The organism is Oceanihabitans sp. IOP_32 (assembly GCF_009498295.1).
In the GTDB taxonomy this organism is placed as follows: Bacteria; Bacteroidota; Bacteroidia; order Flavobacteriales; family Flavobacteriaceae; genus Wocania; species Wocania indica.
In genome coordinates this window covers 2,615,431-2,641,322 of record NZ_CP040813.1, presented here as the reverse complement: position 1 = coordinate 2,641,322, position 25,892 = coordinate 2,615,431, and the positions used below count along the sequence as shown (strand labels likewise).

Sequence of the window (25,892 nt, the reverse complement as noted above, 5' to 3'; positions counted from 1 at the left end):
AACAACATTTTTAAATGGCTTTATTAATCTTGTCAACTACAATTATCTTACTTTTGCAAGGTTATCGAAATAAAAAAACGGTGTATGAATCGCTTAGACAAATCGGTTTTAATTCGCCTTAAAACACAAATTCAATCCAGTGATATTTAAATGGTTACTCCCTACTTAATTTCTCGGATTTTGCATTTTTAAGAACCAGCATAATTTAAAAACAACAGCCTAGAAACCCAAACAACAAATGAAAAAAACAGTATTTTTTTTATTTTTTATTGTATTTACAAAAGTTTTATTAGCACAACCTGTTCTGTCGAATCAAGCCAAAGTTAGTGTGCTTACTGTTGGCCCCGGCAGCTCATTAAACGACGCCTTTGGCCATAGCGCTTTCAGGATTCAAGACACTGTAAACAACATAGATTTGGTTTTTGGTTATGGAGAATATAATTTTAACACTCCAAATTTTTACTTAAAATTCGCCAAAGGCCAACTTAACTATTTAATTAGCAAAGATAATTTTGATAGATTCCTTGCGGCTTACACCTACTTTGACCGAACGATTAAAGAACAAGATTTAAATTTTTCGCAAGTTGAAAAACAAAAGCTTTTCAACTTTTTAAGCGAAAATTACAAACCAGAAAACAGAGCCTATTTGTATGAATTCTTTTTTGATAATTGTGCAACCAAAATTAGAGATGTTGCCATTATAGCATCAAATGACCGTATTATTTTTAATACACCAGAAAACTTTAAACAAAAAACCTTTCGCAACCTAATTCACGATAACCTCAACAAAAACTCCTGGGGAAGCTTAGGTATCGATTTAGCATTAGGGTCTGTAATAGACAGAAAAGCAACACCGGAAGAACATATGTTTTTACCCGAAAACATTTATGTTTTTTTTGAAAATGCCACTTTTAAAAACAATAAAGAACCCCTAGTTCAAGAAAGTAGAACGCTATACAAACAAAAAAACAACCCCAGTTCTGGAGCTTTTATATTAAGTCCGTTATTTGTTTTCGGCATTCTCGGCTTTTTCATCTTATACATCACTTACAAAGACCATTTAGCTAAAAAACAAACCCAATGGTTAGATGTTGCTCTATTTGTTTTTACGGGTATTACAGGTGTACTTGTTTTATTGCTTTGGTTTGCTACCGATCACACCGGAACACATCAAAACTATAATTTACTTTGGGCATTTGCTCTTAATTTATTCATGATACCTCAACTTTTAAAACAGAAAACACCACAATGGTTTATTAAATACTTAAAACTATTAATTATTTTACTCTGCCTACTCACTTTACATTGGCTTATTGGTGTGCAAGTATTTGCCATAGGATTAATACCGTTTTTAATCGCCTTATTTATTCGATACCTCTATTTGATAAAACACTTTAATAAACATAAAACTCATCCATAATTACAATTTTAAAATTCGAACCATAACCCGAAAACAAGTTGTTATGGTTTTTTGTCCGTTATTTGTAAAAAAACATCTAATTTGAATTATTTAACTGTAGAAAACATATCGAAATCTTACGGAGAGCTTACGCTTTTCGAGAACCTATCTTTTAGTATCCATAAAGATCAAAAAATTGCTTTTGTTGCTAAAAATGGAACTGGAAAAACCTCCATTTTAAATATCCTTGCGGGTGATGACCAACCCGATTCTGGCCATATTATTTACAGGAAGGACATAGAGGTGGCATTCCTCTCGCAAGAACCTAAATTTGATGACACCTTAACCATTGAAGAAACCATTTTAACAAGTGATAACCCCATTTTAAAAGTGATTTCTAATTATGAGAAAGCCCTTTTAAACCCAGACGATTCCGAGGCCTATCAAAGCGCTTTTGATGCCATGGAGCGCCATCAAGCTTGGGACTTCGAAACGCTATACAATCAAATTCTTTTTAAGCTTAAATTAAAAAATATAAATCAAAAGGTAAATATACTTTCTGGCGGACAGAAAAAACGGCTCGCTTTAGCCATTGCTCTTATTAATAAACCCGATTTGTTAATTTTAGACGAGCCTACCAACCATTTAGATTTAGAAATGATCGAGTGGTTAGAGGCCTTTTTTGCCAAAGAAAATATCACCTTGTTTATGGTTACTCACGATCGTTATTTTTTAGAGCGCGTGTGTAATGAAATTATAGAATTAGACGAAGGTAAACTATACAGTTACAAAGGCAATTACTCCTATTATTTAGAAAAAAGAGACGCTAGGATCGAACAAGAAACGATCGAAACCGGAAAAGCCAAGCAGCTTTACAAAAAAGAATTAAATTGGATGCGCCGCCAACCCAAAGCGCGAACCACAAAATCGAAATCTAGAATTGATGACTTTGCCGATATAAAACACCGTGCGCATCAACGCAGGAAGGAGCACGAGGTTCAATTAGAATTAAATATGGAACGCTTAGGCACTAAAATCTTAGAGTTCCATAAGGTTTCTAAAGCCTTTAAAGATAAAGTGATTCTCGATCAATTTGAATACAACTTCGAAAAAGGCGAACGTGTTGGTATTATTGGTAAAAATGGTACTGGGAAAACCACGTTTTTAAATATTTTAACGCAAACCATACCTCCAGATTCTGGTAAAATCACAAAAGGAGAAACGGTAAAGTTTGGGTATTATACCCAAGATGGAATAACCATTAAACCCGAGCAAAAGGTTATTGATGTTATTAGAGAGTTTGGTGATTATATTCCGCTTAAAAAAGGACGGCAGATTAGTGCTCAACAACTTTTAGAACGCTTTTTGTTTAGCCGAAAAAAGCAATACGACTTTGTAGAAAAACTAAGTGGTGGTGAACGCAAGCGCTTGTATTTATGCACGGTTTTAATACAAAATCCCAACTTTTTAATCCTCGATGAGCCCACAAACGATTTAGATATCGTAACGCTTAACGTACTTGAAAGTTTCTTATTAGATTTTCCGGGTTGTGTTATTGTGGTATCTCACGATAGGTACTTTATGGATAAAGTGGTCGACCATCTTTTTGTTTTTAAAGGTGAAGGGATTGTTGAAGATTTCCCAGGTAATTACACCGATTATCGAATTTATGAAGACAGTCAGCCCCTAACACCAAAAGTTACTGAAGAGAAAAAAAACAAAAGCGATTGGAAACAAAATGAGACCAAAAAATTGTCTTACAATGAAGAAAAAGAACTCAATAATATTGAAAGCAAAATAAAATCCTTGACTTTTGATAAAAAAGAACTAGAAAACAAATTTAACAATCCAAATTTATCTCAAGATGAGATTAACACGCTGTCTCAAGAACTCCAAATAATTATTGAAACTATTGAAGCTAAGGAAGAGCGCTGGTTTGAGTTATCTTCTAAATTAGAAGACTAGTTTATTTTCTAGCAAAGAGCTCAAGTCACAACGTTTTATTAAAAATATTATAAGCACATGATAAAAATTAATTTAGAGTGCTAACAACTATCAGGTTTAAGCGAAAAAAACTAACATACAAAACATAAGGCCTTGACAAGAATGCGTTTGTATTCGTTCTCTAAATACCTGTCATTTACTAAACAACATGTTATAAAAATGTTACACATTGACCTACAGAAAACAAATTGGAGACCAATCTGGCATATGGCTTTCAAATTGTTATGCATCTCTATCTTATAATTCTTTATGGACATAAAATGAGCTACCCAAGTACCCAATATATCAAGTTTTTATTAAAAAGCACCAATCAACATGGTGTGCACTCCCCTTTTGTGTACAGCTTGGTGACTCAGTGTTTTTACAACAACACCAATTATCCCGCCTATAAAAATATAGCAAACTACAAGAAAACACTTTTTCCCAATCGTAATCTTGTGTTAAAAAACAAACAATACCCTATCGCTCAAACATTAAAGAATGCACATCTAAGCTACAAAAGAACCAAACTGTTATACCGAATTGCAAACTATTTTAAATTTAAATCGGTACTAGAAGTTGGTACATCAAGTGGTATTGCGACTCAAGCTATTTATTTAGGAAACCCAAAAGCACACATTACTACGCTAGAAACCTGTGCCACTGCATCTCAATTTATAAGAGCCCATTTTAAAAAAAACAATCTAGACCATATCGATGTAATCACGGGGAATCTAGATGCCCTCGCTACCAAATTAGCTTCACAGCAGTTCGATTTTATTTTCTTTAACAACAATCCTTATAAAAATAACATTTTAAACGACTTTAAAACCCTTTTCCAAACAGCACATAACGATTCTGTTTTTATTATTACTAATATATATGCTAATAAGGAAATGCGAGAAGCTTGGGAAATCATAAAACAACATCCAAAAGTTAAGGTAACTATCGATACTTTTTTCTGGGGATTTGTCTTTTTCAGAAAAGAGCAGGCTAAAGAGCATTTTACTATTCGGGTTTGAGGGGTTATTCCACAGAGATTCGTAGAGGTTTAAATGTTATATGATTGCTTATTGTAATTATAATAGAATTGTTTTGAACACAAATTTCTCGAATTTTCACAAATTATACCAATGCATATTTGTCATGTCGAAATGAGGTACGATTAAGACATCTCATAGTTCTTAACTGCCTTTAGAAATTGAAACTATTTTACAAGCTTTCACAACGGTTTTATGAAGGATTACAATATCTTAAAAATTATTTTGACACCAATTTTAAAACTTTGCGCCTTTGCGAGTAATTATTCCACGGAGATTCACGGAGTTTACACAGAGATTCGCAGAGGTTTGAATGTTATATCATTGTTTATTGGAATTATAAGAGAATTGTTTTGAACACAAATTTCTCGAATTTTACAAATTATACCAATGCGTATTTGTCATGTCGAAATGAGGTACGATTAAGACATCTCATAGTTCTTAACTGCATTTAGAAATAGAAACTATTTTACAAGCTTTCAAAGCGGTTTTATGAAGGATTACAATATCTTAAAAATTATTTTGACACCAATTTTAAAACTTTGCGCCTTGGCGAGTAATTATTCCACGGAGATTCACGGAGTTTACACAGAGATTCGCAGAGGTTTGAATGTGATAAGATTGCTTATTGGAATTATAAGAGAATTGTTTTGGACACGAATTTCTCGAATTTTCACGAATTATACCAATGCGTATTTGTCATGTCGAAATGAGGTACGATTGAGACATCTCATAGTTCTTAACTGCCTTTAGAAATTGAAACTATTATACAAGCTTTCACAGCGGTTTTATGAAGGATTACAATATCTTAAAAATTATTTTGATACCAATTTTAAAACTTTGCGCCTTTGCGCCTTGGCGAGTAATTATTCCACGGAGATTCTCAGAGTGTTCACAGAGATTCGCAGAGGTTTAAATGTTATATGATTGCTTATTGGAATTATAAGAGAATTGTTTTGGACACGAATTTCTCGAATTTTCACGAATTATACCAATGCGTATTTGTCATGTCGAAATGAAGTACGATTGAGACATCTCATAGTTCTTAACTACCTTTAGAAATTGAAATTACTAAAATGGGTTTATAGCTTTTTTTTGGAATTGTTTTGGACACGAATTTCTCGAATTTTCACGAATTATAACAATGCGTATTTGTCATGTCGAAATGAAGTACGATTGAGACATCTCATAGTTCTTAACTACCTTTAGAAATTGAAATTACTAAAATGGGTTTATAGCTTTTTTTTGGAATTGTTTTGGACACGAATTTCACTAATTTTCACGAATGGCTTACGACTATGGTTTGAGATTTATTTACGCAGTAACACAAAAAAACATCAGGACAAGCGCGCCAAACTTTGCTAGAAATTATATAACTTTGAAAACATGAAAATATACACTCGAACAGGCGATAATGGCACCACTTCATTATTTGGCGGTACGCGCGTACCAAAACACCATATACGTATTGAAAGCTATGGAACGGTAGATGAATTAAACTCGCACTTAGGTTTAATTCGCGATCAAGACATTAATGCGCACTATAAAAACTTGTTAATGCATATTCAAGATAGATTGTTTACTATTGGCGCCATTTTAGCAACCGATCCTGAAAAAGCCGTTCTAAAAAGTGGCAAAGAACGCTTAAATATCGAAAAAATATCCTTGGCTAATATCGAACGTTTAGAGCAAGAAATGGACGCCATGAATGATGAACTACCACCTATGACGAATTTTGTGCTACCAGGAGGCCATCAAACCGTATCGTTTTGCCACATTGCGCGTTGTGTATGTCGCCGAGCAGAACGTATTGCAACCGCATTATACGAGTATGAACCTTTTGAACCCAATGCCTTAACGTATTTAAACCGTCTCTCGGATTATCTTTTTGTCCTAGCCAGAAAATTGGCATTCGATTTAGAAGCTAATGAAATTAAATGGATTCCAGAAAAAACTTAAACTAAATACAGTTTAAAAAGCTCTGGTGCTTTTTACACCATCTTGTTTAAATATTGCGTTTTTTAACAGTAAGACCAAATTAGTTGATAAGATGCCATTTGTGTTAGGGATTGCAGAGAAAAGCCCACAGCGAGGCACGAGCGAGGACTAGCAACGGAAAGCCCGACCCTTGTGGTAACACCCTAAAAAAGAATAAAAATATTGCAAATATTTATGCAACACAGTAAAAACGAACCGATTTAAAACTTGTAAAAAATAACTTTCGAAAAATAAAAAATAAATAATCTGTTTTTTACTTGCCCATATAAACTAAAATTTTATTTTTGCAAAAATTAAAACGCATAAAACATGTATTGGACTTTAGAATTAGCATCGTATTTAAGTGATGCACCGTGGCCCGCTACCAAAGACGAATTGATAGATTACGCTATTAGAACTGGTGCACCGTTGGAAGTTGTTGAAAACTTGCAGTCTATTGAAGACGAAGGCGACTCGTATGATTCGATTGAAGAAATCTGGTCTGACTATCCAACCGATGAAGATTACCTCTGGAACGAGGACGAATATTAATAATAAAAAGTTAAAAAGCCTCAATTTGAGGCTTTTTTTTCGGTCTATATCTTTATAAAATCATAACATAATGTATCTTTGAGTGCTTTTCGAGAATAGAAAAATAAAATATAAACCGCTAGATGTTTTATAATTAGTATAATTCACTTAAGATAAAGACCTTATCTACTGTTTTTTCAACTCATAACAGTCACTACTTTTTTAAAAGTATTTAGTCATTTATAGCTAATAAAAACATTTAGAATAAAAACATAAAATATATACACATGAGTTTTTTAAATTCTGTATTAAAAGTATTTGTTGGAGACAAATCGAAACAAGACGTGAAAGCGTTAATGCCTATTGTAGAAAAAGTTAAGACTTTTGAAAAAGCTTTAGAAGCTCTATCTCACGACCAATTAAGAGAAAAAACAGCCGAATTTAAAGCTATAATATCCGAAACGCGTCAACCTTTTTACGAGAAAAAAGAAGCCCTTTTAAAAGAGGCTCAAGCTACTGAGGATATTGATAAACGTGAAGATATTTATTTAGAAATTGATAAAATTGAAGACGAAGCCTACCTCGCCGTAGAAAAAACTTTAAACGATATACTGCCTGAAGCCTTTGCTGTAGTGAAAGAAACAGCTAAACGTTTTAAAAACAATACCAGTATTACGGTGACTGCAAACGAATTTGACAGAGGCTTATCTGGCGACAAAACCTATGTAACTTTAGACGACACGAAAGCCATCTGGTCTAACTCTTGGGATGCCGCAGGAAAACCAATTACTTGGGATATGGTGCATTACGACGTACAGCTAATTGGTGGAGTTGCCATGCACCAAGGTAAAATTGCCGAAATGCAAACTGGTGAAGGTAAAACCCTAGTAGCAACCTTGCCAGTTTATTTAAATGCTTTAGCAGGACGTGGCGTTCACTTGGTTACCGTTAACGATTATTTAGCCAAACGTGATAGCGCTTGGATGGCGCCAATTTTCGAGTTTCACGGCTTAAGTGTAGATTGTGTAGATTACCATCAACCAAACTCCGATGCTAGAAAAAAAGCCTACAACGCCGATATTACTTACGGTACAAATAACGAATTTGGTTTCGATTACTTACGTGATAATATGGCACACTCTCCAGACGACTTGGTGCAACGCCCGCACCATTACGCCATTGTAGATGAGGTCGACTCGGTTTTAATTGATGATGCACGTACGCCATTAATTATTTCAGGACCTATACCGCAAGGAGAACGTCATGAATTTAACGAGTTAAAACCTAAGGTAGATGATATTGTTTCGGTGCAACAAAAATACTTAACTGGCGTACTAGCCGAAGCTAAAAAACTAATTTCGGCTGGCGATACTAAAGAAGGTGGTTTTAAATTATTACAAGTGTATCGTGGTATTCCTAAAAACAAAGCACTCATTAAATTTCTATCTGAAGAAGGCATTAAGCAATTGCTTCAAAAAACAGAGAATTTTTATATGCAGGACAACAACCGCGAAATGCCAAAGGTTGATGCCGACTTATACTACGTTATTGAAGAGAAAAATAATCAGATAGAATTAACAGACAAAGGTATTGAATACATCTCTGGAGCCGATAATCCAGACTTTTTTATCATGCCAGAAATTGGTGTTGAAATTGGCAAAATTGAAGCTCAAGGGCTCTCGGCAGAAGAAGAAGCCACCCTTAAAGAAGAGTTATTTAAGGAATTTGGTGTAAAATCCGAGCGTATCCATACCCTAAATCAACTCCTAAAAGCCTACGCTTTATTTGAAAAAGACACCCAGTATGTGGTTATGGATAATAAGGTCATGATTGTCGATGAACAAACTGGTCGTATTATGGATGGTCGTCGCTATTCAGACGGCCTTCATCAAGCCATTGAAGCCAAAGAAAACGTAAAAATTGAAGACGCCACCCAAACTTTTGCCACGGTTACCCTTCAAAATTACTTTAGAATGTACCGCAAATTAGCGGGTATGACGGGTACTGCAGTTACAGAAGCTGGAGAGTTTTGGGAGATTTACAAATTAGATGTTGTTGAGATACCAACCAATAAACCCATAGCTCGAGACGACAAAGAAGATTTAGTTTATAAAACAAAGCGCGAAAAATACAACGCTGTTATTGAAGATGTTACCAAATTGTCTCAAGCGGGTCGTCCGGTGCTAATAGGTACAACCTCGGTAGAGATAAGTGAGCTACTGGGCAAAATGTTAAGCCTTCGTAAAATACCGCACAATGTATTAAATGCGAAACAACATAAAAAAGAAGCCGAAATTGTCGATCAGGCTGGCAAACCAGGACAGGTAACTATTGCCACAAATATGGCTGGTCGTGGTACCGATATTAAATTATCAGACGAGGTGAAAGCCGCTGGGGGTTTAGCCATCGTGGGTACAGAGCGTCACGATTCGCGTCGTGTAGATAGACAGTTGCGTGGACGTGCTGGTCGTCAAGGTGATGTGGGTAGCTCGCAGTTTTACGTATCGCTAGAAGACAATTTAATGCGCTTATTTGGTAGCGAACGTATCGCAAAAATGATGGATCGCATGGGATTAAAGGAAGGCGAAGTAATTCAGCATTCCATGATTTCAAAATCTATTGAGCGTGCTCAGAAAAAAGTTGAAGAAAATAACTTTGGGGTGCGTAAGCGATTACTGGAGTACGATGATGTTATGAACGCCCAACGTGAAGTGGTGTACAAACGCCGTTATAATGCCCTTAATGGCGAACGTTTGCGCGTGGATTTAGCGAATATGATTTTTGACACTTCTGAAGGTGTTGTGGAAACTAACAAAGGTGCGAACGACTATAAGAATTTTGAGTTTGAATTGATTCGATACTTCTCTATGAGCTCGCCTATTTCTGAAGAAGAATTTGCTAAACTATCTGCTCAAGAAATAACCTCGAAAATATACCAATCTGCTTTTAGTTTCTATAAGGAAAAAATGGAGCGAAATGCCGATATTGCTTTCCCTGTAATTAAAAATGTATATGAAACACAACGCGATAAATTTAAGCGTATCGTGGTACCCTTTACCGATGGTGTAAAGACTTTAAATGTTGTTACCGATCTTGAAAAAGCTTATGAATCTGGCGGAAAACAATTAGTAACCGATTTTGAAAAGAACATTACACTGGCTATTATTGACGATGCTTGGAAAACCCATTTACGAAAAATGGACGAGCTTAAACAATCTGTTCAATTGGCTGTTCACGAGCAAAAAGATCCCTTGCTCATTTATAAGTTTGAGGCCTTCGAATTGTTTAAAGCCATGATAGACCAAGTCAATAAAGATGTCATCTCTTTCTTATTTAAAGGTGAATTACCTCAAGAGACTCAAGATACTATTCAGGAAGCAAAAGCGCGAAAACGTGAAAATTTAAGTACTCAAAAAGACGAAATTCCTAATCTTGATGAACGTTCTGCACAAAACAGAGCAGCTGGAAATACCCAACGCCAACCAGAGGTTGTTGAAACTATTGTGCGCGACCGACCAAAAATTGGTCGTAACGATCGGGTTACCATCAAACATGTTATGAGCGGGGAAAACAAGACTCTTAAATACAAGCAAGCCGAACCTTTAATTACAAAAGGCGAATGGGTTTTGGTTGAGGACTAAAATACTGCAATTAGATGTTCTTAAAACCAGTTGAATCCAGGTAATCTCATGAAATTCATCGTGAAATACCACAAACACATTACGGCAACAGCAAAAACTCATCACCTAAAATGAATCTAATTTTCAAAATCCCAATAATCACTATTGGGATTTTTTATAAGCCTACAACAAAGCAAAATAAATCTACGTTTCAATTTTATTAATCATTATTATTTAAAGTATCTTTATACTTTAATACCATCACGTTTATGAACACCTTTTTAAAACGCCTATTACTCTTATTACTATTTATAGCTATAGCTTTATTTTCTTATAATTATTTTGTAGAAAATATTTTCTCAAAACGTTTAAGTCCAAAAGACACGGTAGAATTTAAACTAAATGATTTAAAATTAAAGGTTTTTTACAACAGACCCTCAAAAAAAGGACGTGAAATTTTTGGAGCTTTAGTGCCTTTTAACCAAGTCTGGAGAACAGGTGCAAACGAAGCAACCACCTTCGAAACCAATAAAACACTCGATATAAACGGCATGCCATTGCCAAAAGGAAAATATACCCTTTGGACCGTTCCTAAAGACAGCATTTGGACCATAATTTTTAATTCTAAACAGTACCCTTGGGGAGTTACAAACGAGATGAAACCCTATTGGGATCCTAATTACGATGTCTTAAATGTGGATGTTCCTGTTGAAAAACTAAACACCACCGTAGAACAATTTACTATAGCCTTTGATAATTCTACAGATAAATTATTTTTAACCATGGCGTGGGATGATGTAAAGGTTTCTGTTCCGCTTAAATAGAAGATAGTAACCCGTGGGAAAAGAAAAAAAAACATCTACAAAAGAAAATAATGGGGTTTCACAATCAGAAATAACCAATCAGACTTCTATAAGAAACCTAAAGAAGAAACGCAGCACTAAAATCAACCCCGACACTTTAGTATCATCGATCTTACAAAAAGACATAACGGCACTAAGTAGAGCCATCACTTTGGTAGAAAGTGAGAATACAAAGCATTACCCTATTGCCCACAGCATTATAAAACAGTGCCTTCCTTACGCTAATAAATCTATAAGAATTGGTATTACTGGTGTTCCTGGTGTTGGTAAGAGCACCTTTATCGAAACCTTTGGTAAGCATTTAACAGGTCTTGGAAAACGTGTTGCCGTTCTTGCCATAGACCCGAGCAGCTCACTTACAAAAGGTAGTATTTTAGGTGACAAAACTAGAATGGAAGCTTTGGTTAAAGACACGAATGCTTATATACGGCCGTCGGCCTCTGGAAAATCACTCGGTGGGGTTGCCAGGAAAACTAGAGAAAGCATTATTTTATGTGAGGCTGCTGGTTTTGATGTAATTATTATCGAAACCGTTGGTGTTGGGCAAAGTGAGACTACTGTACACAGCATGGTAGATTTTTTCTTGTTACTAAAGTTAGCAGGGGCGGGAGACGAACTACAAGGCATGAAACGCGGTATTATAGAAATGGCAGACACCATTGCGATTAATAAGGCCGATGGCGACAATCTAAAACAAGCCAAAATCGCACAAGAAAATTTTAAAAGAGCGCTCCACCTCTACCCTCAAAAAAAATCGAAATGGCAGCCCAAAGTCACCTTATGTAGCGCTTTAAACAATGAAGGTATTGAAGCTATATGGCAAATTATTATGGACTACGTAGAATTGACTACCCGAAATAATTACTTCAACACAAATAGAAACGAACAAAATAAGTTTTGGCTTATTCAAACCATAGAAGACCAATTAAAGTTCGATTTTTTTAACAAACCTGAGATTGCAAAAGAGCTAGAAATACAACTAGAGTTAATAGAACACAATAAAACAACACCGTTTGCTGCAGCGCATTATTTATTAAAGCTCGCACACTAATTGTTTACAAATCGATGCAAAATATATTGTGCCAATTTGTAAAACACAAATCCCGAAATAGCTCCAAAAGTTAATCCGCAAACAATATCTAAAGGATAGTGTACTCCCACATAAATTCTACTGTAAGCCACAATAGCACTCCAAAACAACAAAATAAAAATAAGATTTCTATAGTAAGGCCTTAAGGTTAAACCAGCAAATACGGCAGCTGCCATCGAGTTTGACGAGTGCCCAGAAAAGAATCCATACTTACCACAGCGTACGGCTATAAAACGCATTTGATCGATTAAATCTGCCTCTCCACAAGGTCTTGGCCGCTCAAAACCCCGTTTAAAAACATTAGTGATTTGATCGGTAAAGGTTATCATTAAAGTAATTATTATGATAAAAACCACGAGCGCTTTAGCTCCAAATTTTTTATATAAGAGATACAACAAAAAAGCATACAAAGGAGCAAAAGTGAGCTTGTGTGTAACAATTAACCAAAAATTATCCCAAGGCTCGGTTCCTAAATTATTTAAAAATAAGAAGAGGCTGGTGTCGTATTCTAAAAGTTTATCAATCATTTTTGTGTCTTTTAATCTTATCCAAAAGTCTTGGAATTACGGCTTGTCTTAAGCGGAGTTGGAAGGCTATTTTGTTTTACGCTTCAATTAAAAAAAGAATGCCACAGTATGCCTACGCTATTATTCTTCGTATTTGGCAACCTCATTATCGTAGAACTCGGTAGCCAATTTTATAGCATTTGCAGTTTCGGTTTCGAGCTCTTTTTCATCTTCGGCATCAAAATCTTCAAACCATTCAACTTCGTCATCTTCAAGATTAATAATAAATCTAGGAAACTCTGTGTGAATTACATAAATAGCATTTGGAAACTCGGTATTGTCGCCAAGTATAAATTTTGGAAGTGTCATGTATACGTATTTTAATTAAAAGTGCTTGTTACACACCATAAATATTTTAAATTAGTAAGCTACAGATGCAAAAATAGCCAAAAGTTCAATAGTCTCATTTCTTAAATTACTTAAAACCATTTTATAATTCTCTTTTACATACTCAATAATAAACCGCTAACAATTAGATTGCGGGGTTAACTAATCACCTAATTCAAAATTAAAAGACCTTAAACACTTCAATCTGTCAGGCTTATCTATAATTGCTCCAACACACGGTAGCACCTCTATTATTTGATGTCTTTCAGTAAAAATTCTCATAGTTTTAGTTCAATTTGTAAATGGGATAAATCTTTAAATAGCCCACCAAACCCGTTGTGTTTTAAAGTTCTTGCAAACTTGTAATTGGACACTTTTAACTAATTCTAATTAATTTTTTAGTTAAATAGTTAAATCGAAAAGATAATAAAATAGATGTTATGGTTAGCCCTACAATAAGTCCAATCCATATGCCAAAACTACCATAAACCTCTTCTTTTCCCAAAATCCAACATATAGGAAAACCAATTAACCAATAAGATATAAAAGTAATAATGGTTGGTACTTTAACATCTTGTAATCCGCGTAAAGCGCCCAATACTAGTATTTGTATTGTATCGCTTATTTGAAAAATAGCAGCTGCTATCAATAATTTAGAGGCAATGGCAATTACTTCGGTATTATCGGCAAAGTTTTCTGCGTCGTCAAGATCTAAATACAACATAGGTAGCTGTTCATTAAAAACAAAGAAAATAATAGCAAAACAAATGGCTAATAAGGTTCCCATAAAAAAGAAAGAAAAGGCAATTCGTCTCAGTTCTGTATAATTTTTAAATCCTTTTTGATTAGCCACTCTAATCATACAAGCAACGCTTAAACCGCTACCAACCATAAAGGCCATGGAAGACATGTTTAACGCAATTTGGTTTGCAGCCAAAGGATTTTTGCCCAGTATGCCACTCAACCAAATGGCAGCAGTAAAAATAGCAACTTCAAAAAACATTTGCATGGCGCTAGGAATACCAAGGTTTATAATTTTTTTAAACATAGACTTACTGAGCACAAAAAACTTAATATTGGTAACATAGTCTTTCGACTTTTTCTTTGTTCTTAAGATGTACCATAAATACCACACCATTATAAATCTGGAAATTAGGGTACCGTAAGCCGCTCCAATAATACCCAACTCTGGAAATCCGAATTTTCCAAAAATTAAAATATAGTTTAAAAGTATGTTTATTAAATTTGCAATAACATTAGCATACATCGGGTATTTAGTAAAAGATAAGCCATCACTAAACTGCTTAAAAGCCTGAAAACCAATTAAAGGTATTAACGAAAAGGCCACTAAATCTAAATACGGAATAGCCAGTTCTACCACTTCAACGGGCTGTTTCATAGAATACATAAGAGGTTTTGCAAAAAAGACCACAATAAATAAAACAACGCCCATTACGGTACATAAAAACAAACCGTGTTTAAATGCCGATTTACCTTTTGCAAAATCATTTTCGGCATCTGCCTCAGCTACCAAAGGTGTAATGGCCGTAGAAAAACCAATCCCTAAAGACATGGCAATAAACATAAAACTATTGCCCAGAGATACCGCGGCAAGTTCTGCAGTACCCAGCTGTCCAACCATAATATTATCGACTAAACTCACTAAAGTGTGCCCCAACATACCAAGCATAACTGGAGCTGCTAATTTCCAGTTATATTTAAACTCTTTGGTGTAATCTCTTATTTGCATGGCGCAAAAGTAAACTTTAGTATTAGTTTTTTAAACTTTATCTTCTGAATTTATTTAAGGTTGATGCTTAGCCCAAGTGGAAATGGCTAAAAACAAAACATAAAGAACTAATAGACAGGCGCTTAAATAAGAAACTCTGAATAATAAGACATTCTTAAACCCTAAAAGTAGTAGTCTTCTATGTTTAAGATATTTTGCTTGGCTTCTTGAAACTCTTTTAGCATATCTTTTACAATTCGAGCTACAGGTTTTATATCGTGAATTAAGCCTGATATTTGACCGATTTCAAGCTCACCTTCTTCTAAATCGCCTTCAAACATGCCGCGCTTTGCTCGTGCTCTGCCTAAAAGTTCTTTAAGTTGTTCTGGAGTTGGAGCTGTTTTGTACAATTCCTGAATATCGTTATAAAACTTATTTTTAATTAATCTTACAGGTGCTAATTCTTTTAACGTTAATTGGGTATCACCTTCTTTTGCCTCGACAACAACTTGTTTAAAATTATTATGAGCTGAACTTTCTTTACTAGCCACAAAACGGCTACCAACCTGAACTCCGTGGGCTCCTAAAACCATAGCAGCAAGCATCGCTTGACCTGTGGCAATACCACCAGCAGCAATTAAAGGAATGTTAATCTGCTCTTTAACCATAGGAATAAGAGTTAACGTGGTAGTTTCATCTCGACCATTATGTCCGCCAGCCTCAAACCCCTCAGCTACAACCGCATCGACACCTGCTTCTTGGGCCTTTAAGGCGAACTTTACACTGCTCACCACATGTACAACTGTAACCCCACTGTTTTGTAACCAAGACGTCCATGTTTTAGGATTTCCAGCAGAGGTAAACACAATGGAGACACCCTCCTCGACTATAATATCCATAATTTCTTGAATGTTGGGATACAGCATAGGCACATTAACACCAAAAGGTTTATTGGTGGCCTGCTTACATTTTTGAATATGCTCACGTAAAACTTCTGGATACATACTCCCTGCCCCAATAAGTCCCAAAATTCCAGCGTTACTCGCTGCCGAAGCAAGTCGCCATCCACTGTTCCAAATCATTCCAGCCTGAATGATTGGATACTTAATATTAAATAATTGCGTAATTCGATTCGACATTTAAAGCTAGGTTAATTGTAGCACACTAATATAGTTTAATTTAGCCAACTATCTTAATTGTTAAAAATTTGAAACGCCTTCAAAATAATTTTTTATCTTTTTTTAGAAAAGCCTTTTTTGCGAACATAATAATTTAATAAAATATTATGAGATCACACCAGAACCCATGAGCTCATCATTTATATACCATGCCACAAATTGACCTTCGGTAATGGCAGATTGTAGGTCATCGAATTCCACATATAACCCATGATCTACTTTATGCAATGTTGCTTTTTGCAAGGCTTGGCGATATCGAATTCTTGCCATGACAGGCATAGACTCACCAACCTCTAAAGCCAAATCTTCACGAACCCAATGCAATTCCTCGTTAGTAACAAACAACGCTTTTTTATATAAACCTGGATGATTTTTACCTTGTCCAGTGTAAATAATATTGTGCTCCACATCCGTATCTATAACAAATAAAGGCTCTACTGTGCCACCAACACCAAGCCCTTTACGCTGGCCTTTAGTAAAATAATGTGCTCCTTGGTGTTTACCCACTATTTTGCCGTCGTGTTTGGCATACGTAACTTTTCTAGATAAATGTTCCAATTTATCTTCTTGACTAAGAAATTTTGGAAGCGTTTCGTTATATATTTCATGCTCTTTTGAAATCTCAATTATAACACCTTCTTTTGGCTTTAATTGCTGCTGTAAAAAATCTGGCAATTTTACTTTTCCTATAAAACATAAACCTTGAGAATCTTTTTTCTCTGCAGTAATTAAATCTAATGTAGTAGCAATGGCTCTAACTTGAGGTTTTGTTAATTCACCAATAGGAAATAACGATTTTGCCAATTGCTGTTGTGATAATTGACATAAAAAATACGATTGATCTTTATTTTCATCTACTCCAGCTAACAGTTGATAAATATCTTTTCCATCTTTCTCTAGAGTGCCTCTCCTACAATAGTGACCTGTAGCCACGTAGTCTGCTCCCAATTCTAAGGCAATGTCCATAAAAACATCAAACTTAATCTCTCTATTACATAGCACGTCAGGGTTTGGGGTTCGACCTTTTTTATATTCGTTAAACATATAATCGACAATACGCGTTTTATACTGCTCACTTAAATCGACCGTTTGAAAAGGAATCCCTAATTTTTCAGCAACCAACATCGCATCATTGCTATCGTCTAACCACGGACATTCATTTGATATGGTAACGGAGTCGTCATGCCAATTTTTCATAAACAATCCAATTACCTCATAACCTTGCTCTTTTAATAAGTAAGCAGCAACACTAGAATCTACACCTCCTGAAAGTCCAATTATTACTCGTTTCATATATCTAAAATTGGGTGCAAAGATAGCGATAAATAAAAATAATCACTCTATTATAAAGCGTACTTAAGAAATGTGAAAACAATTTTGTTTAACTTTTTTATGTTAAAATTAAACAAAAATTAGGTTTTTGACATTTTTTTTTATGTGTTTACTTCGTTAATAATTTAAAACAGACTCAAAATGAAAACTTTAACAGCATTAAAAAAAGTAGTATTACTCGCAGTTATTACAGTCTTTGCATTCTCATGTGATGATGATGACAATCCAATCCAAGTTCCTCAAACGAAAAATATTGTAGAACTAGCTCAAGGCTCCCCCACTTTAAGTAATTTGGTAGCCGCTCTGCAAGCTGCAGATGGGGACTTAGTGTCCGTTTTATCTGGAACGGGACCTTTTACGGTTTTAGCACCAACAGATGAAGCTTTTGCAGCTTTCTTAGACGATAATAACTTTGCAACTTTAGCCGATGTTCCTGCTGCCGTTTTAACTCAAATACTATTAAATCACGTGATTACTGGTAAAACAATGGCTTCAGACTTAATAGCGGCTGGTGCTGGTTATACTAGTACAAACGCGGCAGGTCCTGGAGAAAGCAATTTAAGTTTGTATTTTAACACAAGTTCTGGGGTTGTATTTAATGGAATTTCAACCGTCGATACACCAGATATTGAAGCTAGAAATGGAGTTATTCATATTGTAGATAAAGTAATTGGACTACCAACGGTGGTAACTTTTGCAACGGCAGATCCTAATTTTTCGACTTTAGTTTCAGCCTTAACAACTTTAACTCCTGCAACAGATTTTGTGGCTACGCTGTCAACGCCGTTTGATACTGCTCCGGCTCCGTTTACCGTATTTGCACCAACTAATGATGCCTTTGCAAAATTAGCCGCTGTACCTGCAGAGCCTGTTTTAACACAAGTTTTATTGCATCATGTAATTGGTGAAGCAAATGTAAGATCGGCAGATTTAACACCAAACGGAGACACCACTGCAGCAACCTTACAAGGGGATAGTGTTACCATAACCCTTCCGGGAACCAATGGGAACATAGCAGATATGACAGATGGCGCAGGAAATACTGGTATTGGTATTACAGCTGTAGATGTTCAAGCTAGCAATGGCGTCATACACGTGATTGATACCGTTTTATTGCCAACTCAGCCATAAAACGTCATATCAAAAAAAAAACAGCAAATACAAAGTGGTAAAATACGCAACTTTAAAAGGAACATACAATTTAAACATTTTGCTGTTAATGTTTATTTAAAAATTGTATAACCAATTATTCGCTTTTAAAGTTGCACACCACTACTTAAAATCAAAATTAAACGATTTAGTTTGTTTGTTAGATTGTAGACACTTGAAAAGAAATTGTCTATGAGAAAGAAAGAAGGTCGTCTAAAAAGTAATTTTTAGACCCCTTCTTTTTTGGTTAGTCATTAAGCAAAGTTAAGATGCCTTTGGTAATGAAAATTATTCTATTCAATAAGTACAGTTCAGAAAATCACTTCTTCCAATTTAATTTTGAAATGTTGTATTGCAAAATCGAATTCTACTATTCGTTTCATGAAAATCTAAAACATTTGGCTAAGATTTTGTAAGACTACATATTATAAGATTCTAAAAATTAGATTTATCATTCAAAACTTAAAGAATAACTACCTCTTAATTCCCTCCATAAATTCAATTTAAATTAAAAAAGAAAAGCTGCCCACTATATTGGACAGCTTTTCTTTTTGAAATTTGGCGCTAAACTTTAAGGAAACAATGCAAAGCGTCGTGCATTATTTTCTTTTTTGTTGCAATTGCTTTTGCCTTTCGGCTTCCTCCATCATCTCGGCCATTTTTTTCTGAAAACGACCTTGTTTTTTAGGTTTCTTTTTATTCACTTGAATCTGTGCATGTATTTTATCTTCATCAAGAATATAATTCTTAATGACTAGTATAATACCAATACTAATTAAATTAGAAATAAAATAGTATAAACTTAAACCTGAGGCATAGTTATTAAAGAAAAACAACATTAATATTGGAGAGAAGTACATCATATACTTCATCATTTTAGCCATATCTGGCATACCTTCTTGAGTTGGTTGCGATGCCATTTGCTGCCCCGTAGTTAAGCGCATATAAAAGAAAATAGCAATAGATGCCAAAATAGGAAACAGACTTACGTGATCTCCATAAAATGGAATATGAAACGGTAACTCAGCGATCGTATCGTAAGATGATAAGTCTTCTACCCAAAGGAACGATTTCTGTCTCAAATCGAATGCCGACGGAAAAAATTGGAATAAGGCATAAAATACAGGTAACTGGACTAAAGCCGGCAAACAACCTGCCATAGGACTCGCCCCTGCTTTGGTTTGCAATGCTAAAGTTTCTTGTTGAGCTTTAGCCTTATTGTTTTTGTGTTTTTCTCGAATAGCATCCAATTCTGGTTTTAAAATCTTAAGTTTGGCTTGAGATAAAAACTGCTTATATTGCACAAAAGACATTAATAGCTTGATTAAAACCGTCATAACAATAATGGCAATTCCATAAGGCATGTAACCGCCCAACATCGAAAACAATGGTATAAATAGGTAACGATTAATCCATCCAAAAATACCCCAACCTAATGGAATAATTTCGTCTAAATTTCTACCATAGTCATTAAGTATTTTATAATCGCTTGGGCCGTAATACCAATCCATCGATTTATTAATTTCGCCCGCAGTAAGTTCTAGAGGTAATGTCGTAGAAAACGCCTTGGTATAAACGGTATCGATCTCCTCATCTTGAACCAGATTTTCACTTCTAAATTTCCCCGTTTTAAAAGGGGTATCTGCCAATAGTATAGAGGTGAAAAAATGTTGTTTAAAGGCAACATACGTCACATCGTTAGCCGTATCTTCGGTGCTGTCCTGCTGACCTAAATAATCATCTTTACCGTCTTCATACTCAAAAACGAGCTCGGTATATCTATTCTCGTAAGTTACACTTTTAGCATTGCGATAGGCTTTTAAATTCCAGTTTAAGTTCACATCTTGAGCGCTGTTTATAACATTGCTTAAGCCCTGAGAGCGCACTGTAAACCTCATCATATAATCCCCTTCTTTTATTTCGTAGAGGTATTCCAAAAACTTGGTTTCAGAAACTTTAAGCTTCATTGAAACTAAAGTAACCTCGCCTTTTTTAGTAACGGAAGGTTCAAAATACAAATCTTTTGTATTAAGGATTCTACTGTCTTGAGTAGCAAAATTTATATTAAAAACTGCATTATTATCTTTTATTAAAAAGATAGGAATCGAGTCGTAATTAACAAATTCCTTCAGTTTAATTTCAGAAACATACCCGCCTTTATTATTAAATTTTATGGCTAATAAATCACTTTCTACCAGGGTTTCTTCATCTGTTGCATTTACACCAGAATAAGCAAAAGCCCCTAATTTGTTTTGTAGGTTAATTAATTTTAAAGAATCTGAAATTGTAACAGCGTTAGTTTCTTGTGCTGTTATTACTTTTGTTTGCTGTGGTATTTCTGCCTTTTTTTGGGCTTCGACTTGTTCTTGCTTAGCTTTTTCTTGGGCCTCTAATTCTTCTGGGGTTGGGCTGTTCTGCCAAAGCCAAAACATCATTATTCCGAAAATAAGTATAAAACCTATAATCGAATTCTTGTCTAATTTTTTTTCTTCCATATTTTTAAAGTTTCTCTTTTAAGAAAAAGAGTGAACTGCATTTACTTTACAAAAAGCTATCCAATTTTAATTTTGTGTCATTCTGACACCTTTTTTTGTTTTATGATGATTTAACGCTGCTTTTACAAAAGCTACAAATAAGGGGTGTGGGTTAGCTACCGTACTTTTGTACTCTGGATGATATTGCACACCTATAAACCAAGGATGATCCTGAATCTCAATAATTTCTACCAAGCCTGTATCTGGATTAATCCCTGTTGCTTTCATACCAGCTGCTTCCATTTGGTCTTTGTAACTATTATTAAATTCATAACGGTGCCTATGGCGTTCACTAATGGTATCTGCGTTATAAATATCTCTAACTTTACTACCAGCTACAAGTTCACAATCCCACGCTCCGAGTCGCATAGTGCCTCCTTTATCGGTAACAATCTTTTGCTCTTCCATCAAGTTCACTACCGGATGTTCGGTGTCGGGGTTCATTTCGGTAGAATCGGCATTCTCCAGATTCAAAACATTTCTAGCAAATTCTATAACGGCCATTTGCATACCTAAACAAATACCGAGAAATGGTACCTTATTTTCACGTACAAATTTAACGGCCTCAATTTTGCCTTCTATACCGCGTTCTCCAAAACCGGGAGCAACTAAAACCCCATCTAAATGTCCTAATTTTAGTTTCACGTTATCCTGGTTTATATACTCGGAATGTATAGACTCTACATTTACTTTTACTTCTTTAACCGCTCCTGCATGGATAAAAGCTTCTAAAATTGATTTGTAGCAATCTTGCAACTCCACATATTTACCAATTAATCCAATGGTTATTTCTGACTTCGGATTTTTATGTCGTTTTAAAAATTCATTCCACTTTGAAATATCTGGAGTGGCGCTCTTTAATGCCAATTTTTTTAAAACCACCTTGTCTAATCCTTCATCTAACATAAGGTTTGGAACATCGTAAATGGTTGATGCATCTAAAGATTCAATAACAGCTTCTTCGCGAACGTTACAAAATAAAGCAAGTTTACTTCTTAATTCTTTAGGTAATTTATGCTCGGTTCGACACACCAGTATATCAGCTTGAATTCCGCTTTCCATTAAGGTTTTTACACTGTGCTGCGTAGGTTTAGTTTTTAGTTCGCCTGCTGCAGAAAGGTATGGTATAAGTGTTAAATGAATAACTATACCATTGTTATCACCTAAATCCCAACGCAATTGTCGCACCGCTTCAATATAGGGCAAGGATTCAATATCTCCAACGGTTCCACCAATTTCTGTAATCACAATATCGTAATCTCCAGAATTCCCTAAAAGTTGTATACGATGTTTTATCTCGTCTGTAATATGAGGAACTACTTGTACGGTTTTACCTAAAAATTCACCTCTGCGCTCTTTTTGTATTACGCTTTGGTATATTCTTCCTGTTGTAACACTATTGGCCTGACTAGTTGGTACGTTTAAAAAACGTTCGTAATGACCTAAGTCTAAATCGGTTTCTGCGCCATCTTCGGTAACATAACACTCGCCGTGTTCGTAAGGATTTAAAGTTCCCGGATCTATATTAATATAGGGGTCTAATTTCTGAATGGTTACTCGGTATCCCTGAGCTTGTAATAATTTAGCTAAAGATGCGGCGATAATACCTTTTCCAAGAGAAGATGTAACGCCACCGGTTACGAATATGTATTTTGTTGTATCTATCATGATGCGTTTATAAACGCAGGCAAATTTACAAAATTTAAATAGTTATTGATAAACTCTTCTTTACTTTTTATTGTTTTAAAAAATTAAGCTAAGATTTGCCGAAGATATACTACGCCAAATACTTCTTGATTATAATCCTTATCAGTTCGATTTAATAGACCTGTGCTTAGAAAAGATTTCAAATTATAATTTAAACGTGTAGCGTGCATAATTTACGAAAAAACACGCCTAATAAATCTTTATTGCATTCAATTGCTCTTTATAGTCGTCTAAACTTTCAAAAGATTCAAGTATTTCTAGTGGTTCATTATTTTCAATCCAATGCCTTAATTTATCTGTACCATTTATAATATCAATGGGCATTTGTGTATGGTTATACTCATAAGGTGGTTGCTTCCATTTAAAATCCTCTCCTAAAACATGATATAATTCTCGCAAAATAAGTTGACCTGTACGCCAGGGTTTAAATCTAGATTTATTTGTTACGTGAATTTGAAAACCACCACAAACCATATTGGCATGTTTTTGAAAGGTTGGAAGAAATGTTATTGGCCTTAAAACAAAGCCCTCGAGTTTCGATTTTTTTATAATCTCAAGTAAATGATTTTCGTATAATGAATAGGGTTCTATTTTTGGATGCCCCACGATTTCTAATGGCTGGGAGGTTCCCCTGCCCTCACTTAAAAGCGTTCCTTCTAAAAAAACCGTAGCCGAAAACGTCATCGTGCTTTCTGCTCTTGCAAGATTTGGAGAGGGCAAGATCCAAGGCAATTTAGTATCTTCGAAAAACATCGCTCTCTCCCAATTCTCCATTTTTACAACCTCGAAGTTTACTTTAGTTTTAGCCCACAAGTTTTGGTGCATTAGTCCCACTTCCCCGATAGTCATGCCATGACGTAATGGAATGGGATGTCTGCCCACAAATGATTTAAATTTTGATTCTGTAATATTACCTTCAACATCAATGCCATTAATTGGATTAGGACGATCGAGTACAATAATTTGAATGTCTTTTGTTCCACATTTTTCAAGCAACAAAGTAAGAGTATAGATATAAGTATATACTCTACAACCCACATCTTGTAAGTCTACAAAGAAGTGATCAATACCTTCAAGCATCTCGTCTGTAGGAATGCGGGTTTCTGAGTAAAGAGAATAAACAGGTATTTTAAAAAACGGATGCACGTAATGATCTGTTTCCACCATGTTATCTTGAACATCTGTTGAAAAACCATGTTGTGGCCCAAACATTTTAATAAATCTGGAGCCAAAAATTTCTTTAAATTTTACTGCTGCCTGTGTAAAATTAGCATCGATAGACGCATTGTGACATAACAACGCGACATTTCCGCTAAATTTACTTTGAAGCTCCTTATCGTTAATCAAAACATCTAAACCTGTTAACACTTTCATAGCTTCACGATATTATATTCAATTAAAAAAAATCAATTTTCGCCAATTAGAAGCAAATTACAACTTACTATAGGTATTACATTTTTTCACCACCTTAAATTTAAAAAGCAGCATCAAGCCACTCGTTTTAAATTAAAGGATCTGCTGGTGTATTCGGGTTGTTTTCGCGCTCAATTGATGGATAAGGGTAATAATTTCTATTCCTTTCGTTTGTAGTATTAGCTGCAGAAGGTACTGCAAAGTCTGGATGAAATCTTTTACTGTCGCCAAATCTTAATCCTGTTAAAAAAAGCTCTATACATCTGTTTTTATATATCTCTTCTAAAACAGCATTTTTATTAGTGGCATCTCCAGCCCAAGCTAAAAGATTAGCGTTAACTCCCAGAGGATCATTATTTTTCTGTCTTACTAAATTCAAAGCTGTTACAGCTTCATTTAATTGATCTAGTCTTGCATAGGCCTCTGCTTTAATCAACAGCATTTCTCCTGGAAGATAAATAGGAATAGGTGATGTGTTTGTGCTGAAAAAGCCAAGCATCTCACTTAGGGGCTGACCTCCAGCATCTGCATTTGCCGAACCTGCATCGGCGCCTAAATAAAAATCGATTCGACCGTCTCCAGCTTCTGGAATATAATTTCCTAGCAAACCAAAATTGGTTTGAGGATTTAAATCTGCCGAATTAACTGTGCGATTCCAAATAGGATTTTGGTTATTAGCATCATAAACCCACATAGAGGTCGTGATATCGCTAGAATTTATGACTGCATTTGCAGCGGCAATGGCTTCATTATAATTACCCGCAATTAAATGATAACGCGCAAGAAATGCATTTACTGTTTTCATTAAGCTAAAATCTGCCCACAATACTGTAGATTGAAATTCGTCTGAAATAGGAACAAGCATACCATCTCTAGCATTCGTTAGTAATGAAATACACTCCGCTAAAACCGAAGCCCGATCACTAAAAGGAGCAGCCCCATCTAGAGCATTATTTATGGGCACTTCTTCAAACATGTCTATTAAATACCCTAGCGACATGGCTTTAAACAGATTGCCATAAGCCAGAAGTCCGCTTTTTGTGCCTTCGGTAAGTTCTACGGCATTAGCTCCCGCAATTAACGATTCTGCCATACCTTTAGCGCGTAATACATTTACCCAAGGATTTGTTATACCGCCGCTTTCTGCAGGTAGTTCTGCACCACCTTTGGCTAATTCATTAATATTTAAAAACGTATTGGTTACCCCTAATTCTCTGGTTGTAATTCCAGGTGCTTCTATTATTTGTCTTAAGGCAAACACAGAATAATATTGTCTAATTCCTGTCGCCAGCGCAAAAAGCCCATCTTTAGTACCCAAAACAACATCTTCTGTAGGGTTATTTGGATTTTCAAAATCGGTATCGCAAGCCGTAAGCAAAGTACAACTCATTAAAAAGACACCTATAATTGTATATATTTTTATATTTTTCATTTTATACTATGTTTTAATATTT

At 35.2% G+C, this 25,892-nt stretch carries 18 protein-coding genes; 9 read left to right on the top strand and 9 right to left on the bottom strand.

The features are described from left to right. The first annotated feature begins 238 nt into the window (after nucleotides 1-238). The 8 genes from FEZ18_RS11030 (at nucleotide 239) to meaB (ending at nucleotide 12,464) form a co-directional block, all read left to right on the top strand. The gene (locus tag FEZ18_RS11030; protein ID WP_153268369.1) at nucleotides 239-1,420 is read left to right on the top strand and encodes a DUF4105 domain-containing protein; all 1,182 of its coding nucleotides are present in this window, start codon (nucleotides 239-241) and stop codon (nucleotides 1,418-1,420) included. 81 nt (nucleotides 1,421-1,501) lie between these two features. Continuing rightward, a complete protein-coding gene (locus FEZ18_RS11025) occupies nucleotides 1,502-3,364 on the top strand; it encodes an ABC-F family ATP-binding cassette domain-containing protein (protein ID WP_153268368.1) in 1,863 nt (620 codons plus the stop codon). 299 nt (nucleotides 3,365-3,663) lie between these two features. Continuing rightward, nucleotides 3,664-4,404: an O-methyltransferase gene (locus FEZ18_RS11020; protein ID WP_153268367.1), complete on the top strand. Its 741-nt coding sequence runs from the start codon at nucleotides 3,664-3,666 to the stop codon at nucleotides 4,402-4,404. A 1,404-nt stretch (nucleotides 4,405-5,808) separates the two neighbouring features. After that, nucleotides 5,809-6,381 carry a cob(I)yrinic acid a,c-diamide adenosyltransferase gene (locus FEZ18_RS11015; protein WP_153268366.1) on the top strand — a complete coding sequence of 191 codons (573 nt, stop codon included), beginning with the start codon at nucleotides 5,809-5,811 and terminating at the stop codon, nucleotides 6,379-6,381. 348 nt (nucleotides 6,382-6,729) lie between these two features. Next, complete coding sequence (locus tag FEZ18_RS11010; RefSeq protein ID WP_019387375.1) at nucleotides 6,730-6,951, top strand: DUF2795 domain-containing protein; 222 nt, start codon at nucleotides 6,730-6,732, stop codon at nucleotides 6,949-6,951. 266 nt (nucleotides 6,952-7,217) lie between these two features. Further along, the gene (secA, locus tag FEZ18_RS11005; RefSeq protein WP_153268365.1) at nucleotides 7,218-10,571 is read left to right on the top strand and encodes a preprotein translocase subunit SecA; all 3,354 of its coding nucleotides are present in this window, start codon (nucleotides 7,218-7,220) and stop codon (nucleotides 10,569-10,571) included. Between the two features lie 248 nt (nucleotides 10,572-10,819). Then, nucleotides 10,820-11,374 carry a DUF2911 domain-containing protein gene (locus FEZ18_RS11000; protein WP_153268364.1) on the top strand — a complete coding sequence of 185 codons (555 nt, stop codon included), beginning with the start codon at nucleotides 10,820-10,822 and terminating at the stop codon, nucleotides 11,372-11,374. 13 nt (nucleotides 11,375-11,387) lie between these two features. Beyond that, the gene (gene meaB / locus FEZ18_RS10995; protein ID WP_153268363.1) at nucleotides 11,388-12,464 is read left to right on the top strand and encodes a methylmalonyl Co-A mutase-associated GTPase MeaB; all 1,077 of its coding nucleotides are present in this window, start codon (nucleotides 11,388-11,390) and stop codon (nucleotides 12,462-12,464) included. On the opposite strand, the gene FEZ18_RS10990 is transcribed toward meaB, so the two are convergent. The 5 genes from FEZ18_RS10990 to mnmA all read right to left on the bottom strand — a co-directional run bounded on the left by FEZ18_RS10990 (nucleotide 12,461) and on the right by mnmA (nucleotide 17,596). After that, nucleotides 12,461-13,030, bottom strand: a complete 570-nt coding sequence (locus FEZ18_RS10990; protein WP_153268362.1) for a phosphatase PAP2 family protein — start codon at nucleotides 13,028-13,030, stop codon at nucleotides 12,461-12,463. The two genes, meaB and FEZ18_RS10990, sit on opposite strands and share 4 nt — an antisense overlap. Before the next feature lie 120 nt (nucleotides 13,031-13,150). Beyond that, entirely contained in the window at nucleotides 13,151-13,378 is a 228-nt protein-coding gene (locus tag FEZ18_RS10985; RefSeq protein ID WP_153268361.1) for a hypothetical protein, read from the bottom strand. Nucleotides 13,379-13,772: 394 nt separating this feature from the next. Continuing rightward, nucleotides 13,773-15,146, bottom strand: a complete 1,374-nt coding sequence (locus FEZ18_RS10980) for an MATE family efflux transporter (protein ID WP_153268360.1) — start codon at nucleotides 15,144-15,146, stop codon at nucleotides 13,773-13,775. A gap of 161 nt (nucleotides 15,147-15,307) precedes the next feature. Then, nucleotides 15,308-16,264, bottom strand: coding sequence for an NAD(P)H-dependent flavin oxidoreductase (locus FEZ18_RS10975; protein WP_153268359.1), 957 nt, complete (start codon nucleotides 16,262-16,264; stop codon nucleotides 15,308-15,310). 144 nt (nucleotides 16,265-16,408) lie between these two features. After that, the gene (mnmA, locus tag FEZ18_RS10970) at nucleotides 16,409-17,596 is read right to left on the bottom strand and encodes a tRNA 2-thiouridine(34) synthase MnmA (RefSeq protein ID WP_153268358.1); all 1,188 of its coding nucleotides are present in this window, start codon (nucleotides 17,594-17,596) and stop codon (nucleotides 16,409-16,411) included. 180 nt (nucleotides 17,597-17,776) lie between these two features. On the opposite strand from mnmA, the gene FEZ18_RS10965 reads away from it, so the two are divergent. Then, nucleotides 17,777-18,766 (top strand): fasciclin domain-containing protein, encoded by a 990-nt coding sequence (locus FEZ18_RS10965; protein WP_153268357.1) that lies wholly within the window; start codon nucleotides 17,777-17,779, stop codon nucleotides 18,764-18,766. Nucleotides 18,767-19,383: 617 nt separating this feature from the next. Here the strand turns inward: FEZ18_RS10965 and yidC are convergent. From yidC to FEZ18_RS10945, 4 genes are all read right to left on the bottom strand, one after another. Next, nucleotides 19,384-21,279 carry a membrane protein insertase YidC gene (gene yidC / locus FEZ18_RS10960; protein ID WP_153268356.1) on the bottom strand — a complete coding sequence of 632 codons (1,896 nt, stop codon included), beginning with the start codon at nucleotides 21,277-21,279 and terminating at the stop codon, nucleotides 19,384-19,386. Nucleotides 21,280-21,345: 66 nt separating this feature from the next. Next, entirely contained in the window at nucleotides 21,346-22,986 is a 1,641-nt protein-coding gene (locus FEZ18_RS10955) for a CTP synthase (protein ID WP_153268355.1), read from the bottom strand. A gap of 228 nt (nucleotides 22,987-23,214) precedes the next feature. Further along, nucleotides 23,215-24,399, bottom strand: a complete 1,185-nt coding sequence (locus tag FEZ18_RS10950; protein ID WP_153268354.1) for an exo-beta-N-acetylmuramidase NamZ domain-containing protein — start codon at nucleotides 24,397-24,399, stop codon at nucleotides 23,215-23,217. 127 nt (nucleotides 24,400-24,526) lie between these two features. Then, a complete protein-coding gene (locus FEZ18_RS10945) occupies nucleotides 24,527-25,870 on the bottom strand; it encodes a RagB/SusD family nutrient uptake outer membrane protein (RefSeq protein ID WP_153268353.1) in 1,344 nt (447 codons plus the stop codon). Nucleotides 25,871-25,892 lie beyond the last annotated feature (22 nt).

Excerpts from the sequence above, each read along its gene's own strand:
- FEZ18_RS10965 (WP_153268357.1), top strand. The coding sequence starts at position 17,777 with ATGAAAACTTTAACAGCATTAAAAAAAGTAGTATTACTCGCAGTTATT.
- FEZ18_RS10955 (WP_153268355.1), bottom strand. The coding sequence starts at position 22,986 with ATGATAGATACAACAAAATACATATTCGTAACCGGTGGCGTTACATCT.
- FEZ18_RS10975 (WP_153268359.1), bottom strand. The coding sequence starts at position 16,264 with ATGTCGAATCGAATTACGCAATTATTTAATATTAAGTATCCAATCATT.
- FEZ18_RS10990 (WP_153268362.1), bottom strand. The coding sequence starts at position 13,030 with ATGATTGATAAACTTTTAGAATACGACACCAGCCTCTTCTTATTTTTA.
- FEZ18_RS11000 (WP_153268364.1), top strand. The coding sequence starts at position 10,820 with ATGAACACCTTTTTAAAACGCCTATTACTCTTATTACTATTTATAGCT.
- FEZ18_RS11010 (WP_019387375.1), top strand. The coding sequence starts at position 6,730 with ATGTATTGGACTTTAGAATTAGCATCGTATTTAAGTGATGCACCGTGG.
- FEZ18_RS10980 (WP_153268360.1), bottom strand. The coding sequence starts at position 15,146 with ATGCAAATAAGAGATTACACCAAAGAGTTTAAATATAACTGGAAATTA.
- FEZ18_RS11020 (WP_153268367.1), top strand. The coding sequence starts at position 3,664 with ATGAGCTACCCAAGTACCCAATATATCAAGTTTTTATTAAAAAGCACC.
- FEZ18_RS10950 (WP_153268354.1), bottom strand. The coding sequence starts at position 24,399 with ATGAAAGTGTTAACAGGTTTAGATGTTTTGATTAACGATAAGGAGCTT.
- secA (WP_153268365.1), top strand. The coding sequence starts at position 7,218 with ATGAGTTTTTTAAATTCTGTATTAAAAGTATTTGTTGGAGACAAATCG.
- mnmA (WP_153268358.1), bottom strand. The coding sequence starts at position 17,596 with ATGAAACGAGTAATAATTGGACTTTCAGGAGGTGTAGATTCTAGTGTT.
- FEZ18_RS11030 (WP_153268369.1), top strand. The coding sequence starts at position 239 with ATGAAAAAAACAGTATTTTTTTTATTTTTTATTGTATTTACAAAAGTT.
- FEZ18_RS10985 (WP_153268361.1), bottom strand. The coding sequence starts at position 13,378 with ATGACACTTCCAAAATTTATACTTGGCGACAATACCGAGTTTCCAAAT.
- FEZ18_RS10945 (WP_153268353.1), bottom strand. The coding sequence starts at position 25,870 with ATGAAAAATATAAAAATATATACAATTATAGGTGTCTTTTTAATGAGT.
- yidC (WP_153268356.1), bottom strand. The coding sequence starts at position 21,279 with ATGGAAGAAAAAAAATTAGACAAGAATTCGATTATAGGTTTTATACTT.
- FEZ18_RS11015 (WP_153268366.1), top strand. The coding sequence starts at position 5,809 with ATGAAAATATACACTCGAACAGGCGATAATGGCACCACTTCATTATTT.